Genomic DNA, 22,725 nt, shown 5'->3' on the forward strand with positions numbered 1-22,725 from the left:
TTCCCCCCTTTCTTATTAGTAAGCGCTTTCACTATCATCCTTGTTTTTTTAAACCCAGTTGTCTAGCAATGACAAGCCGTTGAATCTCTGATGTTCCTTCTCCAATTTCCATTAATTTCGCATCACGTAATAAACGTTCAACCCCATATTCTCTCATATAACCATATCCACCATGGATCTGAATCGCTTGATTGGATGCTCTAACAGCCATCTCTGAAGCATACAGTTTAGCAAAAGCAGCTTCTTTTGTGAATGGTCGTTTATGATCTTTTAACCAGGCGGCTTTCAGGACCATATTTCGTGAAAGTTCAATTTCCATCGCCATATCGGCAAGTTTGAATTGAATGGCTTGAAAACTGGAAATTGGCCTGTTAAATTGCTTTCGTTCGTTTGCATATTTTAATGAAGCGTCAAGAGCCGCTTGAGCGATTCCGACCGAAAGCGCAGCAATCGAAATTCGGCCGCCATCGAGCGTATATAAAAATTGTTTAAAGCCTTTGTCAGGGCTGCCTAATAGGTTTTTTTTCGGAACACGAACATTTTCTAATATAAGTTGTGAGGTGTTAGAACCGCGGACGCCCATTTTGTCATATTCACTCTTAATCGTAAATCCTTTGACATCAGTTGGAACAATGATAGCTGAAATGATATTTTTTCCTTGATCATCTTTGCCGGTTACTGCTGTAATAATGACTGTTCGAGCATATCCTGCATTGGTGATCCAGCATTTTTCTCCATTGATCACATAATCATTTCCGTCTTCTACAGCTTTTGTTTGTGTGCCTCCAGCATCAGATCCGGCATTTGGTTCAGTTAAGCCAAACGACCCAAGCCCTAGACCTTGTGCAAGCGGAACAAGATACTCTTGTTTTTGTTCTTCCGTACCAAAATAGGCAATTGGGGAAGCCCCTAGTGAAACAGCCGCAGCATAACTGAGCCCTGTACTGCCGCACGCTCTACCAATCTCTTCAACGGCAAAAGCATAAGAAATCGTATCACCACCTGAACCGCCATATTTTTCAGGAAACGGAATTCCCAAAAGCCCAAGTTTCCCCATTTTCCGAAAGGTTTCGATGGGAAAATCTCCTGTCTTGTCAAGATGTTCAGCATACGGTGCAACTTCATGTTTGGCAAAATCTCTAGCAAGTTCGCGAATCATTTGTTGTTCTTTACTTAATTCATAATTCAATGGAATGCCCCCTTTTTATTGTCTTGATGGATGAGCTTTCTATTATCATATTAGGGAAACATGTTCTTCATGCTTTTAAGCGAAGAGAAAAAATAAATAAGGCTGCCAACATTCCAATTTGATTTGGAATGTTGGCAGCCTAAAGTAAAATGCTATGCTCTAATATGACCGTTACCTGTCATCACATATTTACATGTTGTAAGTTCTTTTAACCCCATCGGTCCACGTGCATGAAGTTTTTGGGTAGAGATGCCGATTTCTGCACCGAAGCCGAGGGCCCCCCCGTCTGTAAAACGAGTTGAGGCATTATGATAAAGTGCTGCAGCATCTATCATGCTTAAAAATGCTTTAGCTGTTTCTTGATTTTCCGTAACGATTGCTTCTGAATGCTTTGTTCCATATGTTTCGATATGGTCGCATGCTTCATCAAGATGACCGACAACTTTAATGGCAATCTCAAGACTTAAATATTCATTTTTCCAATCGGTTTCATCAGCTAGGGAAGCTCCTGGAATGAAGCGAACAGCTTTTTCATCCCCATGAACCTGAATGTGATGTTTATTCAAGACTTCGATTAATTCTGTCGCATTTTGCTCCAACCACTCTTCATGAACAATCAGTGTTTCCAGAGCATTGCAGACGGCTGGGCGGTCTGTTTTTGCATTGATGAGAATGTTGAGTGCTTTTTCTGTGTCAGCTTCCTTGTCAATATAAAGATGACAATTACCAACTCCTGTTTCAAGAACAGGAACCGTCGCATTCTCGACAACCTGTTGAATTAAGGCGCCTCCTCCACGAGGAATTAACACATCTATATGCTGTTTCATTTTAAATAATGCTTTTGTAGCGTTACGATCCGTACTTTCTATGAATTGAACAGCATCTTTCGGTACTCGCGTATTAGATAGAGCACTATGCATGACAGAGACGATCGCTTTGTTAGAATGAATCGCAGATGATCCGCCTTTTAAAATGATTGCATTTCCCGATTTTAGCGCAAGCCCTGTCGCATCGACTGTTACATTTGGTCTTGCTTCATAAATCATCCCAATGACACCGAGTGGAACACGGATTTTTTCAACTTTTAATCCATTCTCAAGCGTCCAATTGGATAGCGTTTCACCGACCGGATCATCCAGTTTTGCAACCTCTTTTAAGCTGTTGGCAAAATCAATCACTCTGTTTTCATTTAGTGACAACCGATCAATATAGGCTGCATCATATTTCTTCCGAGCGGCTTCAATGTCTTTTCGATTTTCCTTGAGGATAAAATCAATGTTTTTCTCAAGATGTTCGGAAAGTGCATACAGCGCTTCGTTTTTTTCCTGTTCCGTGACAAGCCGCAATGATTTCGCTGCTTGATTTGCCTTGATTGCTTTTTCCTCAATTGTTTGTGCTATGCTGACATCAATAGTTGCCATATATATTCCTCCTCATATTTTTAGAGTGGGGCTGATAGCTCTAAATGACAAACAAATGCTTCTCTGTCAACGACAGCCTGTGAGAAAGAGGCTGTTTCCTGATTCACATCCTTCTTCCATTTACGAAGTTCTGCTGAAGAGAAATTGACAATTCCCAAACCGATCTCTTCTCCTTCTTGATCTAAAATCCGAACGACTGAACCGTTGCTAAAACGTCCGTTTATTTCGTAAATACTAGAAGGATACAGGCTTTTTTTGCGGTCGATGATAAACTCTTTACTTTCATTACTGACAATGATATCTCCTTCTGGTCCAGAGTTAAAAGCGATCCATTGTTTTTTATGGTTAAGAGTAAGCGTATCAGCATTTGATTCAAAATATGTTCCACGTGCCATTCCATTCACTGCTTTTTGCAAAATATCTGGATGATCAGCCTTTCCTAAAAATCCTTTAATACCTGAAGCCATTGTAATTTTAAAAGCGTCCAGTTTTGACTTCATGCCACCGGTTCCAATATCGCTTCCGGCATCACCTGCAGATGCTTCAATTTCTGGCGTGATTTCACTGACTTCTTTGACAAGACGGGCACCTGGAGTTTGCCGAGGATTTGCGTCATACAGTCCGTCAATATCTGAGAGGATCGTTAAAAGATCTGCATCAATTAGACCGGAAACTTTTGCAGCAAGCGTATCATTATCTCCAAATTTAAGACGATTGACAGTGACTGTGTCATTTTCGTTAATAATCGGGATAATTCCCCGCTCCAAAAGGACATTCAGCGTGTTTCTGACATTGTTGTACCGTTTTTCATCTGAAAAATCGCTTCTTGTAATTAAAATTTGTGAAGCAATATAACCATGTGATAAAAACAGTTTTGAATAAGACTCAATTAATAAACCTTGCCCGATCGCCGCAGATGCCTGTTTTTCCGGTAATGTATCAGGTCTGTCGATAAATCCGAGTTTTCGGTAACCTGCTGCGACTGCACCAGAGGAAACGAGGAGCACTTCGTGTCCTGTATCCTTCAAGCAGACAATCTGTTCAACTAACTTTTCAAGCTTTTTTCTGCTGATTTCACCATTGAGGCTTGTTAATGAACTACTTCCCACTTTGACAACAACCCTCTTTCGATTAGAGGTCATCTTATCACTCCTGTAGAATTTTTCCTTCTCTTTTAGGTGTTTATCTTGCTGTAACTAATTGTTTCAGTTCTAGGCTGATGGATTTCGACCGTTTAGCGGCGTGTTTGATCGCCTGCTCAATAGCTTCGCCTCCACCGCTTTCTTGTAATGCTTTTAAACCGGCGGCAGTCGTACCGTTAGGAGAGGTAATGTTGTCTTTGAGAACAGCAGTGTCTTCCGGGCTTTCCAAAAGCATTTTCGCAGCACCTAACAGTGTCTGTGCACCGATTTCCCGAGTTAATTTTCGGCTTAAGCCAGCATCTGACCCTGCTTTTTCGATGTGCTCCATTAAGTAATAAAAATATGCGGGGCCGCTTCCAGCTATTCCTGTGAAAATATCCATCTTGCTTTCATCGATGATATAGACTTCCCCCATACATTGCAGTAATTGTTTTGCAACTTGTGACTGTTCAGCTGTAACACCGCTTCCTTCAGAAATTGCAGTGGCTGAAGCACCGATCGTACTCGAAGTATTAGGCATCACTCTTGCAACAGGCTGGTTGGTGTGCAAGGCGTTTTCAATAAATGAAATAGAAATGCCAGCTAAAACTGACAAAATGAGTTGATGAGGTTGAACATGCGGTTTTATGGACATCAGGGCAGCCTCGGCATCTTTCGGTTTCATTGCTAAGATGATGCAATCCATCTGCTCATAATCAAGCTCTTCTTTTTTGAGACCCTGTATTCCATATTTTTGTTGAAGTTCCTTTAAGCGGTGATGATTCGTATGGTTTGTAACATAGATTTGCCTTGGAGGAAGTTTTTTAGACTGAATGATGCCTGAGATCATTCCTTCTGCCATTGAACCTGCCCCAATAAAAGCTACATTTTTTTGAATATAGATCTTTAACATCTCCCTTTTTTTGTTCGCATTCTGTTCGTGTTTTTTGAACATGGTTAGTATATTAACACTTTAGATAATTATGTCAAGTGTGTGGATTTTGACTGGACGGAGAACGCCATGCAGAAAATGAAGATTTTTGCAGAATGATGGTCTTTGTTAACAGTCAAAAATAGATCATTTGTCATAAAAACAGATTTTCATCAAGTCAGTTTTATGTCAACTAGTGACAATACCTTTATGAGTTAAGTCGATTGACTTAGTATAAAAGTATCATTTCGGATGGAAGCTGAAAAAACGAGCTCGATTGATGTCGAACTCGCTGTTTGTCAGTATGTTGAAACATAGAACCGATGTTCATCTGCTCTCCATTCGGCATACAGAACATCACTGTATTGATGAATATTGTAGTTGGATAATTGTTTTTTTAACCATTCTTCATCAAAACCAGCCATGTGCAAATTGTCTTTTTCAAGCTCGCCGTCAAGGATAATGGAAACAGGAAGACGTACTTGTTTATCCGTAATATTTAAGTCTTGATTTGTCGGTACATCATATTGATGTTTTAAGAGCACACTTATCGTTCCGTCCGTTTCTAACAGCGCATATTCAATTTCATGAAGGGAAAAACAGCCTTTTTCGCGGACTAATGTTTGTAATTGATTGAGATCCAATTTGTTTTTTTTGAGGGCATTGTAATCAATTTTTCCTTTATTGATTATGATGCTTGGTTTTCCTTCCAGAAAGCCTCTCAGTCCTTGAACTTTTTGTGATAATATCTCAATCGAAAAGATAAGAACACCCCATACGATAATCGCAAAAAGAATTTTCCAGATGGTGACTGATTCGTCAAAAATCGCATTCCCCACCATTTCCCCTAAAATTAATGCGGAAATAAAATCAAATGGAGTGATTTGATTAAATTGAGTTTTGCCCAGTATTTTCGTCATTAAAAATAAAGCGGCGAATCCAACTATTAGTTCGACTGTTAAATGTAAATAGTCCATTTTTCGGGGCCCTCCTCCACACTCATTGTTCACCATCTGCAGGCAGTTTAAACCAGTTGAATAGTTAAAAAACAAATTGTAAAGGTTTGACTATAGGTTGCAAAAAAGTTAACTGAAATCCCTCCACGCAGCTGGTTCTCTCTCCCGTTTTCTTGTTCTAATGATATACTTTATTTTATCTTTTCTATTGTTTTGAGAGTTCCTTTTGCCTGTGTGCTTCATAAGACTGACAGACCCAAGAGTAGCAAGAAAGACGCACAAAACAATAGAGATCGAATAAGGATCAGCCTCAAGAAAGATTTTGACGAGGCTGTAGGAAATGACAAGCGAAAAAACAGGAGAAACAAGCCAGACTTTTAGCAATTTTTCAATCACGCTTTTACGAAAAATGGCGCACCCTTTTTCAGATAGACCAATTCCAATAATGCTGCATGTTGTCACTTGTGTTTGCGGAATCGGAATCCCTAACAGTGATGCACTGATGACTAACATTGCACCAAGTCCGGAGACGGCTGATCCTTGTAAAAGAGTGAAATTAGTAATTTTTTTTCCGTTTGTTTCTATTACTCTCTTACCAAGGCAGATGGCTCCGAGAGCAACGAATAATCCGCCAATACATGTTCCGCTGTCAACTGACAGTAAGCCAGCCCCTACCAGCGGTCCTACAGAGTTGGCAACATTGTTCATACCTGCTGAAAAAGCCTCAAAAAAACCGGTTAAAATCACCAGCACTGTCAGGATCCGTGTCCACTTTTTTTGCTTCAGCCAGATGAACCTTCGTTCGATGTCTTTAATCAATAGATTAGCAAAAAACGCTAAAGCAAAAGCCACAATTGGGACAATCAGCCAAAACATCACGATGATCAGTAACTTATCGGTAAACACCGCATGAAAGGCAATACCAACCCCGACAATTGAACCAACAGTCACTTCGCTTGTGGAAAGGGGAATACCAGCCATGTTTGCGATAAATAGTGAAACCGCTGATGCCCCAAGGATAATGATGACAAGATTGACATTTAATATTGATGATGGGATAATGCCTGAACCAATCGTTTTGACCACTTCTTTTCCACCGATGATAGCTCCGAGAAAAACACCAATACCACTGATCCAAAGGGCAATGTTTCTTTTCTTGATTGCGCCTGATCCATAGGCAACTCCCATTGCTGCTGCGGCTCCGCTTGCTCCAATGTTCATGGCAAAAAATAAAGCGATGATAAATGCTAATATGGTTATTGTCATCTGCTATACCGCCTTACCGAAGTTGATGTAGCCCACATTCTGTTTTTCCGTGTTGGGCCCACCTTCCTGCTCTTAAGTCTGCTCCATCATCTACAGGAAGTGTACATACCTCACAACCAATACTTGGATAATGATGATCATGCAGTTTATGATAAGGAAGCTGATTTAATTTGATATAATTCCAGATGTCATCCCACCTCCAATGAATAAGAGGACAAATTTTAATCAGTTTAAACTGATCATCCTTGTTGATATAACGAACATTTCTTCTTGTTTCCGACTGTTCCCGTCGCAGTCCGCTAATCCATGCATCCATGTTTGAAAGATATTCCTGAAGCGGCTCTATTTTACGAATATGACAACAGAGATCAGGGTGGTGTTTCCAAAGCTCACGACCGCATTTCTCTTCTTGCTCTTTTAAAGTCATGCTCGGCTTCAGGTGTTGGATTGAAAGGTCGGGATACTTTGCTTCGATTTGTTTAATCAGCTCATAAGTTTCTTTAAAATGCAGACCCGTATCTAAAAAAACAATATTCGCATCTTTATTAATCTTAGAAATCAAATCGACTAAAACGATTCCCTCTGCTCCAAAACTACAGGCATAAACGATTTTGTCATATGTGCGGTACGCCCACTTTAATACTTCCATTTCACTGTCAAAGCGGTTGCTCAGTTGATTTGAGATATTCTCATTCCATGTTTCATATGTTAAACCATCGTTCATCATTACTCCCTCACTTTTATCCACCATAAAGTTTTTTCTTGAAAAATCCTCCCAACTTATAGGCAGATTATTCATAGCCTGAAGCAAATGTGCCTTGATTTTCCATTTTTAAAACCGGAGTTTTTGGTGATGGTGAGGAACCTAATAAACAGACTGTGAATATAATTAATTTGAATTCAGGTATGGATAAATACCCATTTAAACGAAAATGAATAGATAGGTCAGAGTGTTTTATGGTACCTACATGGAGGTGAAAAGTAAAATAACTACTTACCTAATTGTGGGATCTATGGGAGGAATATTTGTTCATAAATGAAAGTTAAAGATTGTGAGGGGTAATCATGATTTCTTCTGAACTGAAACTGCCTAAGAGACAACTCAAACCGAGAACGAACGGGATGACCATATTAATTGATAACGGAGTTCCGCTAAATTTGTTTAAAGACACCATTCAAGGTTCAGCCAATTATATCGATTTTGTTAAATTTGGCTGGGGTACATCTTTAATCACGAAATATTTGGAGGAAAAGATCTCTTGCTTAAAACAAAATGATGTGCGATTCTTTTTTGGCGGGACATTATTTGAGAAATTTTTAAGTCAGGACAAAATTGAAGACTATTATCGTTATTGTCAATTATACGGCTGTGAGTATGTTGAAATTTCAAATGGGACGATTTCGTTATCCAATAAAGAAAAAGCAAGTTTTATCACTGATTTTTCAAAAGAGTTTTGCGTGTTCAGCGAGGTAGGAAGCAAAGATAGTACCATCAGCAATCAACAGGAATCTTCAGAATGGATTGATCATATTATTGAAGATCTTGAAGCTGGTTCTAAAAAAGTGATGACAGAAACGAGAGAAAGCGGAACGAGCGGTTTATGTAAAAGTGATGGAGAAATGCGTTCTCATTTAATCGAGGAAATCTTGAGATCAGGGATACAGCCAGATGATTTAATTTTTGAAGCGCCGACAAAAAAAATGCAGACATATTTTATTGAAAAAATAGGTCCGAATGCTAATCTGGCAAACATTCCTTTTCAGGATGCCATCCCTTTAGAAACACTTAGGCTAGGTCTACGCTCAGATACTTTTTATTTGTTTGAATAGGTCCGTTTTTTCCTCGGACCTTATTTTTTATTGCGATAACCAAAAACGGGCATAAGTAAAGGACGCAGACGAATTTGGTATATCACATCGATCATCCTCGTGGAAATCCATTGGCAAATAAGGGCTTGGATCACAATGCCCCAAGCAATCACTGAGGCGGTTAACAGAAAAATAAAAGCGTTCATCATAAATAAAGCTGTTCCGGGCTTCCCACCCCGATAGATGGAAAGCAGCAATGCTAAAGCGCCGAATCCGCCGTTTGAAATATTATATTTATACAGGATTCCGATGCCACATCCTAAAAAAAGAGCGCCATAAAATAAGTCCAGCCAAATATTGTTTGTTATGATCACAGGAAAAAAAGATTCAAACAGCTGCACAGATACCGATGTCATCGTGATTGCTCCCATGGTACCAATAACTGTAATGGGTTCAAGCCATTTAATGGCTGTTAAAAGTAAGGAAAAATTGACAGCCCAGACAGTTAATCCGTGCGGAATCTGAAACCAAAAGTTTAGTAAAACGGCAATTCCTGCGGCACCCCCTGATGGAATATGATTTGGGAATAGAAACAGTGCCATGCCTATTCCTTGTAAGACACTACCCCATATAATTGCTTGGATAACCTTCATTTTTCTCCCCATATAGGATGTTCCCCTCTACATAACTTGTCCTCTGTATACTATATAAAGGGAAGATCTACAATATACCCTCTTTTCTAACAATCATCCATAGTTTGTCCCGTCCCACAAATAGGCTTGGATCAGATCTGTATCGACCTCTATTTTCTCAGGAACTTGCAGATAACCATCATTCACTTCCATTTTTACAAGTGATGTGAATGGATTGTCCATCACATCCCATTCAAGCGGTTCAATGTTCTCTTGATTCATTTTTGTCCATGGTGTTAAACATGCTTGGCTAAAGGCTGCATATACTCGTGATAGAGCACCATCATAACTATGTGGAGAAACACGTCTGCCAAAATGGCGGGCAAGTTTAAGCGTATGACGAAAGTCTTCTATTCCATTTCCATGCATTACATCAGGCTGGATCATATCAAGAGCATGTTCACGAAGAAGCGGTAAAAACTGGGTCACACCTTTCATATTTTCTCCGCCGGCAATCGGAACAGAAAGGGTTGAGCGAAGCAAGCGATATTCAGTTAAATCGTCAAATGGCATCGGTTCTTCAAACCAAAGTATATTGGACCACCCTGAAAAATAGCGTTCCCATTTGCGTGCAGACGCAAGATCATAACTTTGATTGGCATCAATGAAAAGACCGAGCTTTTTCTCAAACATATGTTGAATGGACTGTATGTGCAGAAGATCTTCTGTGAATGATCTGCCTCCTGTTTTGATCTTGATTTGTGAAAACCCATTTTGGACAGTATTTTCAATGAGTCGAAGGGAACGATTCACCCAATCTTTCTGGTTTGTATAAGATTGAAAAGATGCATAGACCGGAATCTGCTCCCTCAGTTTGCCACCCCATAAATCACAGATCGAAAGCCCGGCTTTTTTTGCTGTAATTTCTGTTAAAGCCATACTGACAGCTGCTGCTGCACGTTGATGCCACTTTTTGATTTGCTCGATCAGTTGGGTGTGGTTAACTGCTTGTTTTCCGATTAAAAAAGGGATGATCCTCTTTTTAAAACCCGCATCTAAAAGAGGTAGCCAATCCACACATTCCCCCCACCCTGTGATTCCTGATGCAGTTGTCACCTGAATTAAATAGTTCGTTCTATAATGTTTATAACCGTTTGCGTCTCCATAAGGTTCTGAAAGTTTGTAGAACAACGGAAATGTGTCAACTTTTTCAATTCGCATGTCGTTTTCCCTCCGCATTACCTAGCATTAGCAGGCTGGAGTTTTTTTGGATCTTTTCGTCCTTTTTTGGTGGTGTCTTCTTTTTTGACTTGGATCATGGTGAGAACTAAGAGTCCAACGACAAAACTAAGTCCACTAACTGTTAGAAACATTCCGAGTTTTGACCATTCCATCAACCGACCGAAAATCGGGGGACCGATGGCGACACCTAAAAACCTAACTGACCCGTAAAGTGATGTCACAAATCCCCGCCTCTCTTTACCGACAGCACCTGTAATAAAACTGTTGACACATGGCAGAACAAAACCTGTTCCGATACTGCTGATGACAAGGATCGAGATAAACGGAATTAAAGCAGAAAAAAATGATAGTGTTCCATAAGAAACGGTAATAAGGCCGAGACCGATAATGATCATTTTTTTCATCAATCGCTGATTTTGTCCAATTTTACTTCCGGTTATATATGAAGTCGTACACATGACAAGCAGTGGAATAGCCAAAATAAGTCCTTTTTTTACACCATCTGTCTGATATGTTTTTTCTAATACATCAGATAGGTAAAACATAATACCAAATAATGTGAATAAGCAAACAGCTCCTGCCAAATACGCTGTAAAAAGCCATCTTCCTTCATGTTTAAATACGCTAACTAAACCTTTCACATATTTCCCAAAAGGCGGAGGATCTTTCTGTTTAGCATTTTCTTTTATAAAGATCCAAGTTAGAACGATCGGAGCAATACAAAAGGCTGGAAAAGCAAAAAATACCCAGTACCAAGCGATCAGTGCAATTAAAGCGCCTAAAATAGGTGATAAAACTTTTCCGAAACCATTAGAAGCTTCGACAAGTCCAAGCACCCTACTTTCGTCAGAACCTTTAAATAAATCACCGGTCAGAGCCATTGCCAACGGTGCTGTTCCTGCGGCTCCCAGTCCCTGTAGCCCTCTGCCAAGAAGGACCCAGAAAAAAGCATTTGAAAAGATTGTTGATGCAAATCCTGCCAGGATTCCCCCTGCACCATAAAGAAATAGACAGGGAATAATAATCACTTTACGTGAAAAGCGGTCTGCTAAATAGCCAAGCATTGGAATAAAAACAGCAGCGGTAACTGAAAACACGGTAATCACAAGACTTACTTGAAATTGTGAAAGATGCAGTTCTGACTTGATTTTAGGCAAAATCGGAATTAACATCGAGTTCCCCAATGTCATGATTAACGGGATCGAACCAATCGCAACTACGGTCAGCCCGGAGGTTTGTTTTTCTTCCATAAGCTTGAAACTTCCTTCCTTTGTCCAAAGTAAACTTGAATGTCTTGATTAGAATTTCCGCATCAAATGGTTGTTATTCTACGATAAATTCTTGTTCCTAGGTTTTTCTTGATGATGTCGCCTTAGCGGTTTTGAGTATAAATCGATATCAATTGCATACTTCGGGCGACTTTTTACTTCTGTGAAAATAGTGCCGATATACTCACCAATGATTCCGATTCCAATCAATTGCAGTCCTCCTAAAAACCAGATGGATATGATCAGTGATGCCCAGCCAGCATTTGTTGTACCAAAGATCTTTTGTATGAGCGCATATACACCTGCAATCCCGCTGAACAGAAATAAGAAAATACCAACAAAGGTAAAAAAACGGATCGGTGCAACACTGAAAGAAGTTAATCCGTGAAATGCGAACGAGAGCATTTTTTTCAACGGATATTTTGTTTCTCCAGCTTGCCGTTCCTTTCGATCATAAAATACTTTGGTTGAGCGAAAACCAATTAACGGTATAATACCGCGGAGAAAGAGATTTGATTCATTAAAACGGCTCAGTTCTTTAAGTGCTCGTTTGTTCATCAGACGAAAATCGGCATGGTTATGAATGAGAGGAATACCGAGTCTATTCATCAACCGATAAAAACAAACGGCTGACGTACGCTTAAAAAATGTATCTGTTTGTCGGCTGCGGCGAACACCATATACGATTTCATAGCCTTCTCGGTATTTTTCAATAAACTGGCGAATAACAGAAATATCATCTTGAAGATCAGCGTCAATTGAAATCACGCAATCTGATTTTTGCTTCGCTATGTCAAGTCCAGCCAAAAGTGCTTTTTGATGTCCTGAATTGCGTGCTAATTTAATCCCTTTAACAAATTGATTTTTTGTACTTTCCATCACAATTAATGACCATGTCCGGTCTGTTGAACCATCATCAACAAATAACAGTTTACTGCCTGCTGAAATCAGTTTTTCTTCTGTTAAATCGTTTAAAACAGCCGTCAACTGACTCGCTGTCTCTAAAAAAACGTCCTCTTCGTTGTAACATGGGATCACAATTGTTAATAAAGGTTGTGCTGGATTCAAATGTGCCTCCTCCTTTTGATCTAGAAGTCATTTTGCTTCATATAAATAGATGTTCCAGGCTGATGCAGGATGGGTAAAGCGCTTTAAAAATGTCAATCTGTTTTGTTTTGCATTTATGATAGGAACGGAAGAAAAAATATAACGCCCTCCCATTTGCTTAAATACCCCTGTATTTAACTCAAGGTTAGTAATTTTTTTCTTGGAATTTTTCTTGAATGCATAATGTTTCCCAAGTTCATTGACAAAAACATAGCAACGGCTCCCCCATTCATCAAAATAGCGTTTTAAAGTTGGGCTTTTCTCCAGTTCTTTGGCGATTATTTTTCGAAATTGGTATTTGTATTTCAGCGGATAAATATTGGCGTAGGTATCAAGTGTATAAAAGCCGTTGTACTGGGCGATCGCAGGATGAAGACCAATACTTACCACCCTGTATGACTGTTCAGGTCGTCCGATAAATGTCTTAATCTGTTGAAATTGTTTAGTTGCATAAAACTCTCGAAATGTAGGTGAATGATAATGAGCACCATAGGTTAGTTCTTCATGAAATGGGATGAGAACCATAATCTGAGCAATAACTACGACATAAACAAATCGTTTCCACTGCTTCGTCATCTTCCATAAAATATAACATGCCACTGCAAAGCTGACATAAATGACAAGCGGTCGTAAAAAATGAAACCGTGCAAAGTTAAATGCTGTTAAGAAACTGAATGTTTCTTTTGGTAATGCCCATAGTTTGTTAAACCACAACGCATACCAGAAAGAAAGTGCATAATTAATGAAAACTAATAATATAAACATTTTTTCTTCTCGTCGTTTTGGTCTGCCTCTTAAGATCATGATGATAAAAGTCAGTAAAATGACTGGGAGAATCACTGCGGTATGAACCGTCATCACATGATTATGACCAAAGACAAAATTTTTAACAGACAAGCGCAAAGAATGCCAAATATCATGTCTTGATGACACAAATTCAACACGGTGCATGGTTTCCTCAGCAGCAAAGAGTGAATAAACAAGCCGATATTCTATCGCAAGGAAAATCCCTGTCATCAATGCGATACTTCCCAGAAAAGGAAGATTAACATCGCGTTTAGTGATAACATCATAAAGCCAGAGCAATGATACAGCGACAAGAAAAAAGAAAAATCCGAGAACAATACTGGCGTAAAACGGCAAAAGAGCAAGAGTAAGCCACTCTTTCCAAGAATAGTCCCGCATTCGAATATTTAAAAAAGCCCATAATGCGAGAGGATGCCCCATCGTACTCAGCATTCCTGACGGCCAAAAAGGGGTCAAAGCGAAAGCAAGCGAAACACCAATTCTAATCAAGTACGCTTTTTCATCACGAATAACATGCCGCTTCAGAAGCAAATACATTCCGATAAAAGCAAAAATACGTGTAATGGATTGGCTGATTGCATAAGCAGTCATTGAAGGAAATAAAGCATGCAGCCAGACAATCCCACTCCATTCTGTACCGAAAGCATCACGAGGAAGTCCATTCATGATCTGGGGAATGACCGCTTTAACACCTCCATGTAATTGACCGCTCTCTGCCAGTACCTTATACCAAGCGATATTTGAGTCCAAATTATCATGAACCCGGAGATGAGCATCTTCATTTAATATGTAAACTGGCAACATGTAGATGATAATGACACTGAAAGCAATAAAAAACCAAACGTTCTCCCGGCTGATCTTATGAACCGATAGCGGCATAAAAACAACACCTCCATCATTATCTATTCTGTGTGCGGGAAGAAATTGTTGGAATCATTTTAAAGATAGTATTGCTAGAGTCGTTTTGAAAAATGCATCAAAATAAAAAAAGGCATTACAGCCTTGAAATCATTTTTTAATAGCTCCTGAAGTGAAAAAAAAGTGCTGGTCCACTGCCGATCAGCACTTTTTTCTGTGTGAGATACAAAGATGCTTATCATTTCTTAATAATGATAGGCGCAATGACCATCGTAATGAAAAGCGTAGCAAAAGAATAGTATAAAACATATTCTGATGGGACTGTACTTTGACCCTTTAACATTAAATATCCGGTAACCCCTGAAAGAATAAGATGAGAAAGTAAGAACATGAATCCCGTAAATTTAGAGTGCATTTGTTCAATTCTTTCGTCTATCAGTGGCTCTTCTTGTTTTGAACTAGGCTTTTTGAAGTATCTGTAATATAACAAGACAAGAATCGAATAAGCTGCAAAGACAGCAAAATAGAGGATGAGGTGATTGATAAAGCTACTCGTGTTCCAAACCAGTCCGTTTATCTGTAAGTAACCAAAAAATTGACAGCCTAAAAATACTGCTGCAAACGCAGTAATTAATTCAAGTTCTTTTTTCACGGTGATCCCCCTCCGTTTCAACTAATTTGAAAAGGTCTTCTACTTTACAATCAAAAAATTTGCATAAACGTAAAGCTAATTCTAAACTTGGATTAAATTTTTGTTTTTCTATGGCGATTAATGACTGGCGTGATGGTCTATGGTGATGAATCAGCTTTTAATTCATGACCAATTAAGCAACGTGTGTTGAAGTATTTAGAATAACTTACACACATTTTTTGAAACCCCTGTTTTTTGTGTGTGATAAAATCGTGAACAAGCAGTGCAATTTAGGTGTTATTGAGGATGAAGATGATTGTTTAGTAATTTTGATGAGTTTAGAGATCTATTATTGGCTAAAAGAGATGCGGGTAGAGTAACAGTTTCATTAAGAAATCGTACCGAAACAAATGTAGTGAAAGAAGTTAATAACTTTGTAACTGAGCATAACTTTAAAAGCATTGATAGTTGGGACGAAATCAATGAGAGTTTTGCTAATGAAATCATTGTTCATGTTATATCTGTTGACATGGCATATGACTTTGATTTAGAAACAAAACCAATAGCAAGAGAACTTTCAGTGTACTTTTTAGATTTGTTTTCGAGCGATAAACATTTTTTACCAATTGTGAATTCTCAGATGGTTCTGACATCTTCGTAATTAGCAGTTGGACACCTATATCAGATGCTACATTTGATGCTGGCGTTGTAATTGTTGATAAAGAGAGCATAGGGCTTCTGTGGGCTGAGGATGAAGATTAATACTTACAGTCTCCCCTTTGGGCATTGCAGCATAAAGAACAAAAGTGGGTTTAATCGAACAGATTCATACTAACTTCTAACTGCTTGGGATATCTGTCTAAACTCAGAAAGTTTCTTTTTAGAAGCATCAACTCTGGTGGATAGGTCTTCACCAGAGTTGTAAATAGTATAGATAAAAGGAGTAAAAAAAGAAATGAACACAAAAAGAATATAATATGTTTAATCCATAGCTTTCATTCTCTTAATTAACAAAATAAAATCAATAGTAGTGTAACTTCAGAGATAACTGATATTTAAAAAGAGAAATATAAGAAGGGCGTCAAAATGTATAGACCTTTCTTATCAGCCAGGTACTGTTCTCAAAAATTTGATCCCAATAAAAACTTAGATTTTATTATTCACATCAAGTATTGAAAATTTTTTATTATCAAGGTATCGTAGCCATAAAAAAATGAAACAAATAGAAGCATTGATATGGATGCAAGTAAAAGCAGATTCATTTGAGGTAGATTAAAAAATGTCATACAATAGTTTCCAAACGGCATAGTTATTAGACCTAAAGACATTGTCAGAGATAAGATCGAGCCTGAGTATTTTTTATCAAAACTTTTTGGAACTACACTGAAAGAATTAGGTGAAAAATGACGATCTAAATTTTGATCAAAGTAGATACACGTGCATAACCAATAATCATTTGTTTCCTCCTGTACAATCATATAAATTATTGTACCAAAGATTCATTTATTGTAAGGTATTTGGGAATGTTTTTTGATAACTATTTTTGGTAATGGTATCTTTGATGAATTTGTTTATTAAAAACATATGGGATTAAGGTTCATTAGTAATTGTACCGCCAGTATTTTTGAAAAAAACACGTTAAGAAATATTTTCAATAAAAAAGCTAATTTTGTGTTATATCTATAGAAAATATTTGTTCCAATTCTTTTTTACCATTAGGAGTGACTTTGATTGCTCGTGATCTTGATACTCTTTGAATCCAATTTAATTGTAATAATTTTTCTAAAAGCGCATTTCCTAAACTGCCAGCAAGATGATGTTCTCTTTCTGTCCAATCTAAGCAAGCCTTCGCAAATATCCTTTTCTTTTGTTTGATTTCATTGACATTAATACCAAATTTGGTAAAAAATGATTGACCAGTCTTTGTTATATGAAAATGCATCTCATTTTTGATTAAGTATCCTTTATCTAGTAAGGAATTTGTAATAGCAACACCTAACTTTCCAGCTAAATGATCATAGCAGGTACGAGCACACCCAAACTCACTTGATTGAGAAGGTTGACGAAAGGGCATGATTTTTTCTTGAGGAGTAATTACAAGAAGTGATTCGAGAATTTGTGATATTTCGGAATTAGAAAGTCTATAATAACTATGCTTTCCATGTTTTTCTATAGAAAGAATTCCTTCCTCTTTCATTTTTGATAAATGATAGGTAGCTGTTTTGGGTTTTATTTTGGCAACATGAGCCAGTTCGCTAGTAGGATAGGCTTTACCGTCTAACAAATAGGTTAATATTTGTGCTCTTGATTTAGAACGAATGAATAAAGCCACTTCAGAAACATTCATTTTTTACCCTCCTAAAAAATATTCATATTCCTATGATAATCGAATTTTCAAAATGGTAAAATTGTTACAAGACAGTATTTTGGGGAGAAGATAAAATGAAAGACTGCTAATTAAATCAAAGATATTTAAAGATTATCATCTTGATTCTTCCATATTAATTTTACCAAATGCATGGGATGTTATGAGTGTAAAAATATATAAAGACGTGAACTACTCTCCGCTTAGTTAACGTTTGATGAAGTTATATCATATGAAGAAATGATAGGATTTCTTCATAAAACTAAGCGATATTTAATGTAAGCATTTATAACTGTAGTTAAATAGGATGGTATATAACACAGTTAATTAAACAAAAACCGATTTATCCTTAGGTAAATCGGTTTTTGTTATTGAAAACTTTCTTACCACCTTAAGATTTGCGGTATCCTAAAAAACACAAGATATTAAAGAGTAATAATCCCCCTGCGATATACCATGAATATCGAAAGGCTTGAATAAGCCCATCTGTTCCTAAATGGCTTTGTGTACTCATGAATGTTGCGGCAACTGCAGCACCAAAGGCAATTGCAACATTTTGTAACATGCGTTGTACGGCTCCAATGGATCCTTGTTTTTCTTTTGAAACAGATGCCATGATTGAAGCAATATTTGCTGGTTGAAAAATGCCGCCTCCAATACCGTATAGAAACAATACACTAGCTAATAGATAAGGTGACCACTGTGCTTCAATAAAACTTAAGCCGACAAATGCTATAAACATAATTCCTAAACCTATGCTCATAAATAAGGTTGTTCCAAATCGTCCCATGAATTTCCCAGCTATTCTTGAGAAAATTACTAGACCAAGTGGGGCTGATAGTAAAACAAAACCTGTTTGTAAAGGAGTTAATGACGTGAAATCCTGTAAAAAATATGGAGGGACGATAAAAATAATTGCTGATGCCACCCCAAATCCTATCGTTGCAAGTATTGGAACAATAAAGGTTGACTTAAGAAATAAATGTACATCTATAATAGGATGCTTAGTGTTGGATTCATGGAATATGAAAATACCTAATAAAATAATAGAAGCGATTATATACCCCCAAGTAGGTATACTTCCCATTACTTTGTTTGCTCCATGAGATAAGCTAAAAAGAAACAACAAAGCACTTAAAGTAAAGTATATATTTCCTAACACATCAATAGGAGCTGGATGTTTTTCCTCTTTTATAAATCGAGAAATTTTATAACAAGCCCACAACCCTATTAAACATAATGGGATGTTAATCCAAAAAATCCATCGCCAACTTCCTAAAGAAATAACAAGCCCACCTGCTGTAGGACCTAAAATTGGTCCTAAACCTATCATTACCCCTAAGGTACCTAATGCATGATTGCGATTTTCAGGACTGACAAGAGTTGTAATAAGTGCAGCAGATGTAGCCTGTAATGCAGCAGCACCAACACCCTGAATAGCACGAAATACAATTAATTGCCACATCTCTTGAGCTAATCCACATAGTATCGAGCTAATTAAAAATATGAAAAAACCATATAAACATATTCGAAAACGACCTACACGGTCACTAATTTTCCCAAATAACAGGATAGTTGCACTCAGTGCCATAACATATATGGTAACACTCCATGCTGTTATAGTTACTGTTGAATGAAACTCTTTTTCTAAATAAGGTAGAGCAATGTTAATAATCCCTGTATCTAAAGTTGATAAGAACATCCCGATACCAGCAATCAGAATGACTAACTTTTCCCTAAAAAGAGGGAGTTTACGATTTATAACCACATTTGTGTTATCCATTAAATTGACACTACCTGTTCATTATGTGCTTGTTCATCTATTTGTGTGCTGGTTGATAAAACATCATTTATAATCATTTGTAAATGAAGCCATCCATCTTTTGTAGAAACAAGAATTTTATTGTTATGTTCACGAAATACACCAATACTTTGAATTGGTTGAGGATATTCTGTTCTTTCAGCACTTAATATTCGGATTTTTTCATTATATTGATTAAATGCCAAAGCTCCTTGTGGATACCCAGCGCGAATAGTGCGGAGTATGGATTCTATATCCTGTTCCCAATTTACAAAATAATCTTCTTCTTTTGGTTGACTATAATAGGTGCGATTAGATAATAACTGCAATTTTGAAGTGAAATCTTTATTTTTAATTTTTTGAAGAACTTGTTTTAGTAAAATAATAGATTGTTTAAAATGCGTCTCTCGAATTTCTAAAGCTGTTTCAGTCCCTGACATCACAACTGGCATTTGAGCTAAAATAGGGCCAGCATCAATCTCTGGTACGACTTGGATACACGAAACGCCACCTTCTTTTTCTCCATTTTTAGCCATCCAGAAAAAAGGTGCTAATCCAGCATACCTAGGTAATGGGCTTGGATGAAAATTTATAGTATCTTCTTTGGGGATAGATAAAATATCTTCTTTTAAGATTTTTTGGTAATTAGCAATAATAAAATAGTCAGCATTATAATTTTTTAATAATTCTACTGTGTTAGAATCATTCAGTTTATGCGGTCGTAACACGGGAATGCCAATGTCCTTGGCTTCTTTTTCTAAATCAACTTGATCAGGTTCTCCAATATAATAAGAACATAACTTTCCTTCAGGACTAGTTACAAGAGCTTCTATGGAAATAGAAGGCTCTTGTGTTAATTCCTGAAGAAACGGTAAACCAAATTTTGAATTAACTTCTGAGAATAAAATGACTTTCGTTACAGGTGGAATCATTCAGACCACCACTTACCATGAACAATTTTAGATTGCCAAGCCATAGTATCAAACATAGCGTATCCCGGTTGAACTGGTAATTGTTGAGCACCTGGCAATTGATCAAGTTCTGTAATAGCTAATGCTAATCGTTCTGCTAAAACACCTTCTGCAAGCGGTGGGCATCCAGCAAAAATGGGCATTCTCTCTAAGTCGACAAACCAATGGTCTAACATTTCTTTACTTGGATATGAAGGCATTTCAGGGATAAGGCGTTCCATAAGTCGTTTAATAACCTCTGAAGTCATTGCAGCATCTTCAGGAATATCATATACCTCTTCGATAGGCATAGAATCTTTTGTGTATTTATAAATATATGTACCATGAGCAACTGTAGGAACCTTTAACATGAATTTACAACGGTCTGATTTTCGAAAAGCACGATGTAAGGCATATCGATTACGAATTTCGTAAAAATCCATCTGGTCTAAAACGTAATCACAATCCTTCATAAATTCTTCAGCACTTTCAGGAGTAATCCCCTCTGGATATACCTCTATGTTTACATCTTTCGTAAGATTGTAAGTCATTTCAGCAACAACTTCAGCTTTATTTTTTCCTAGATGATCCAGATCAGCACCCATTTGTCTATTCATATTCGTAACATCAAATGTATCTGGATCTGCAAGTTTTAGATTTCTTACTCCCATTCTAACAAGGCGTGTAGCAAGTGCTCCTCCAATACCACCAGTTCCTGCAATTCCAACAACAGCATCACGTAGTTTTTTCTGTCTTTGTACTTGTTCTTCCTCGGTGCTGCCTAACCATCCAAGGCTTCGGTTTACGCGTTCCCAATACATCTCGTTATCAAATGTTTCTGATTTGTACATAAGTCTTTCGTTTTGCTTTAACATAATAAATTTCCCCCTTAAGTGTTTTTACTTTCAATGTAATGATAAAATAAAATTATCTTAATAATCTATCGATTTCGTTTTTATCAAATCGTTTAAGGAGAGAGCATTAATATGGGAATTGAAATTATATTTCCTCCGTATATAGCAAATAATAAGGAAACGCTGTTACAACGCATTCAATTTTCTTTTTCACCTTTGAATGAAATGTTTCGAAGCATGCATGTATTAAACAATCCAAAACATCATGGGATTCACTTACCATGGGTTATTGAAGCTAAAAAAAACTTAACAAATGATATGCAAAAGGACCTACAATATTTTAACCTATGCTTTGAATTAGGAGTTCCACCCACACTTCTTCCTGGAATCTACAAATCTGTGTTTTCAATTGAAGAAGAGATAGAATTACTTGCTCAAAAATTAACTGTTAATAATGCTCGTAAAATTCTTCATGAATTAACACTTATATCTGAACATAGGGAAAATCGATTTATACCTAGTTTAGCTAAAGGAATTGAATGGACAGATTTTGCTTTCAGTGACAAAAGTGACATACTTGAAGATTTAAAGAGAAGACCAAACTTTGTTTTCTGTAGGTTACTTCATTTCTTAACAGACTATTATCAAAAAATTTTTTCAACAATATGGGAAGATTTGAAGTGTGAATTATTAAATGAAATTGTGGAGCAAACTACCTTGCTCAAAACAAAAGGATTTTCAGCATTTATTGCTTCCTTATCCTCAGAGCGCATTTCTTGGATCGATAATAAAAATAAATTGTATCTTCACAAACCATTTAAAACAATTTATCAGATGAAAAGTGATGAATCTATTATTTTTATGCTTAGTTATTTTGTTTGGCCACATTTTTTTGTAGACGAAATAAAAGAGGGGATTGTTATTGTTTATGATTCTTCAGTAGCAAGAGAACAGGCATTCCCAGAGCAACCGATTGAAAAAATGGTAGATATTTACAGAGCTTTAGGGGAGCCTTCTAGACTGCAAATTTTGAGGATATTACAGGAACGTTCACTAACCACACAATCCTTGGCACAAATTTGTCATTTGAGTGAGGGTTCGGTTTCTAGGCATCTTCAAGTACTAAAAAAAGCAAAATTAGTTACCAGTAAAAAAGATGGAAAATATGTATTATATAAAAGTCAAAAAAATATTATACAAATTCTTTCAAAGTTAGTTATGGAAGCTACAGTAACTTAATACATCACAATTTTTGCCCCAAAATACATCATATGCAAAGGGTAATGTGGAATTGAAAACAAGAGAGTTTCTTACCGCAGAACAAAGGGTGGTATGTCAACATCGAAGTGGTTCAAGTATGTGATTAAAGATAGTGGTATTGATGTCATTACTATGAGTTCGGTATCTTTTCAGAATTATGTAATCATCTTCGTTTTGGAGACATGTGGGTCGTAGAAGATCATCTACTTGGAGGCTTCAGCTCCTAAATGATGCTTTGGCTTCCTAAACCACAAAAA

Annotated in this window: 20 protein-coding genes and 2 pseudogenes; 4 read left to right on the forward strand and 18 right to left on the reverse strand. The window is 37.3% G+C overall.

Features of this window, described 5'->3' with window-relative positions:
* Positions 1-34: 34 nt before the first annotated feature.
* From HOO54_RS12290 to HOO54_RS12320, 7 genes are all read right to left on the reverse strand, one after another.
* On the reverse strand, positions 35-1,189 hold the full coding sequence (locus HOO54_RS12290) for an acyl-CoA dehydrogenase family protein (RefSeq protein WP_172295627.1): 1,155 nt from the start codon (positions 1,187-1,189) through the stop codon (positions 35-37).
* 152 nt (positions 1,190-1,341) lie between these two features.
* Positions 1,342-2,610 (reverse strand): glutamate-5-semialdehyde dehydrogenase, encoded by a 1,269-nt coding sequence (locus tag HOO54_RS12295; RefSeq protein ID WP_172295629.1) that lies wholly within the window; start codon positions 2,608-2,610, stop codon positions 1,342-1,344.
* A gap of 20 nt (positions 2,611-2,630) precedes the next feature.
* Positions 2,631-3,752 carry a glutamate 5-kinase gene (gene proB / locus HOO54_RS12300; RefSeq protein ID WP_172295631.1) on the reverse strand — a complete coding sequence of 374 codons (1,122 nt, stop codon included), beginning with the start codon at positions 3,750-3,752 and terminating at the stop codon, positions 2,631-2,633.
* A 40-nt stretch (positions 3,753-3,792) separates the two neighbouring features.
* Positions 3,793-4,644: a pyrroline-5-carboxylate reductase gene (gene proC, locus HOO54_RS12305; protein WP_253907669.1), complete on the reverse strand. Its 852-nt coding sequence runs from the start codon at positions 4,642-4,644 to the stop codon at positions 3,793-3,795.
* Between the two features lie 317 nt (positions 4,645-4,961).
* Positions 4,962-5,639, reverse strand: coding sequence for a DUF421 domain-containing protein (locus tag HOO54_RS12310; protein WP_172295635.1), 678 nt, complete (start codon positions 5,637-5,639; stop codon positions 4,962-4,964).
* Positions 5,640-5,747: 108 nt separating this feature from the next.
* Positions 5,748-6,884 carry a sulfate permease gene (locus HOO54_RS12315; RefSeq protein ID WP_216664769.1) on the reverse strand — a complete coding sequence of 379 codons (1,137 nt, stop codon included), beginning with the start codon at positions 6,882-6,884 and terminating at the stop codon, positions 5,748-5,750.
* Between the two features lie 13 nt (positions 6,885-6,897).
* Positions 6,898-7,608 (reverse strand): phosphoadenylyl-sulfate reductase, encoded by a 711-nt coding sequence (locus tag HOO54_RS12320; protein WP_172295637.1) that lies wholly within the window; start codon positions 7,606-7,608, stop codon positions 6,898-6,900.
* A gap of 341 nt (positions 7,609-7,949) precedes the next feature.
* Here HOO54_RS12320 and HOO54_RS12325 point away from each other — a divergent pair, with 341 nt between their 5' ends.
* Complete coding sequence (locus tag HOO54_RS12325; RefSeq protein WP_172295639.1) at positions 7,950-8,714, forward strand: phosphosulfolactate synthase; 765 nt, start codon at positions 7,950-7,952, stop codon at positions 8,712-8,714.
* 20 nt (positions 8,715-8,734) lie between these two features.
* Here the strand turns inward: HOO54_RS12325 and HOO54_RS12330 are convergent, their stop codons facing one another.
* From HOO54_RS12330 to HOO54_RS12360, 7 genes and pseudogenes are all read right to left on the reverse strand, one after another.
* Positions 8,735-9,358 (reverse strand): YitT family protein, encoded by a 624-nt coding sequence (locus HOO54_RS12330; RefSeq protein ID WP_172295641.1) that lies wholly within the window; start codon positions 9,356-9,358, stop codon positions 8,735-8,737.
* A gap of 81 nt (positions 9,359-9,439) precedes the next feature.
* The gene (locus HOO54_RS12335; protein ID WP_172295643.1) at positions 9,440-10,546 is read right to left on the reverse strand and encodes a mandelate racemase/muconate lactonizing enzyme family protein; all 1,107 of its coding nucleotides are present in this window, start codon (positions 10,544-10,546) and stop codon (positions 9,440-9,442) included.
* Positions 10,547-10,563: 17 nt separating this feature from the next.
* Entirely contained in the window at positions 10,564-11,817 is a 1,254-nt protein-coding gene (locus tag HOO54_RS12340) for an MFS transporter (protein ID WP_172295645.1), read from the reverse strand.
* Positions 11,818-11,895: 78 nt separating this feature from the next.
* Entirely contained in the window at positions 11,896-12,903 is a 1,008-nt protein-coding gene (locus HOO54_RS12345) for a glycosyltransferase family 2 protein (protein WP_172295647.1), read from the reverse strand.
* A gap of 27 nt (positions 12,904-12,930) precedes the next feature.
* Positions 12,931-14,553, reverse strand: coding sequence for a DUF6044 family protein (locus HOO54_RS12350; protein WP_375335836.1), 1,623 nt, complete (start codon positions 14,551-14,553; stop codon positions 12,931-12,933).
* Positions 14,554-14,845: 292 nt separating this feature from the next.
* Positions 14,846-15,259, reverse strand: a complete 414-nt coding sequence (locus HOO54_RS12355) for a hypothetical protein (protein WP_172295651.1) — start codon at positions 15,257-15,259, stop codon at positions 14,846-14,848.
* Positions 15,243-15,392: pseudogene (locus HOO54_RS12360) on the reverse strand (helix-turn-helix transcriptional regulator); the annotation flags it as partial. The gene HOO54_RS12355 and the pseudogene HOO54_RS12360, both read right to left, overlap by 17 nt.
* 162 nt (positions 15,393-15,554) lie before the next feature.
* Here HOO54_RS12360 and HOO54_RS12365 point away from each other — a divergent pair.
* A complete protein-coding gene (locus tag HOO54_RS12365) occupies positions 15,555-15,899 on the forward strand; it encodes a hypothetical protein (RefSeq protein WP_172295653.1) in 345 nt (114 codons plus the stop codon).
* Positions 15,900-16,901: 1,002 nt separating this feature from the next.
* Here HOO54_RS12365 and HOO54_RS12370 read toward each other — a convergent pair.
* Entirely contained in the window at positions 16,902-17,585 is a 684-nt protein-coding gene (locus HOO54_RS12370) for an ArsR/SmtB family transcription factor (RefSeq protein WP_172295655.1), read from the reverse strand.
* 103 nt (positions 17,586-17,688) lie between these two features.
* Between HOO54_RS12370 and HOO54_RS24925 the strand changes: the two are divergent.
* Positions 17,689-17,799: pseudogene (locus tag HOO54_RS24925) on the forward strand (isocitrate lyase/PEP mutase family protein); the annotation flags it as partial.
* 195 nt (positions 17,800-17,994) lie between these two features.
* On the opposite strand, the gene HOO54_RS12375 reads toward HOO54_RS24925, so the two are convergent.
* From HOO54_RS12375 to HOO54_RS12385, 3 genes are read right to left on the reverse strand one after another with little or no spacing between them, the layout of a single operon-like run.
* Entirely contained in the window at positions 17,995-19,386 is a 1,392-nt protein-coding gene (locus tag HOO54_RS12375) for an MFS transporter (protein WP_172295657.1), read from the reverse strand.
* A complete protein-coding gene (locus HOO54_RS12380) occupies positions 19,386-20,336 on the reverse strand; it encodes a methionyl-tRNA formyltransferase (protein ID WP_172295659.1) in 951 nt (316 codons plus the stop codon). The genes HOO54_RS12375 and HOO54_RS12380 overlap by 1 nt, the downstream gene beginning before the upstream one ends.
* Complete coding sequence (locus tag HOO54_RS12385; protein ID WP_172295661.1) at positions 20,333-21,229, reverse strand: ThiF family adenylyltransferase; 897 nt, start codon at positions 21,227-21,229, stop codon at positions 20,333-20,335. The genes HOO54_RS12380 and HOO54_RS12385 overlap by 4 nt, the downstream gene beginning before the upstream one ends.
* 111 nt (positions 21,230-21,340) lie before the next feature.
* On the opposite strand from HOO54_RS12385, the gene HOO54_RS12390 reads away from it, so the two are divergent.
* Positions 21,341-22,447, forward strand: coding sequence for an ArsR/SmtB family transcription factor (locus HOO54_RS12390; RefSeq protein ID WP_172295664.1), 1,107 nt, complete (start codon positions 21,341-21,343; stop codon positions 22,445-22,447).
* Positions 22,448-22,725 lie beyond the last annotated feature (278 nt).

It is taken from the genome of Bacillus sp. WMMC1349 (assembly GCF_013155385.1).
GTDB lineage: Bacteria > Bacillota > Bacilli > Bacillales > Bacillaceae > Bacillus.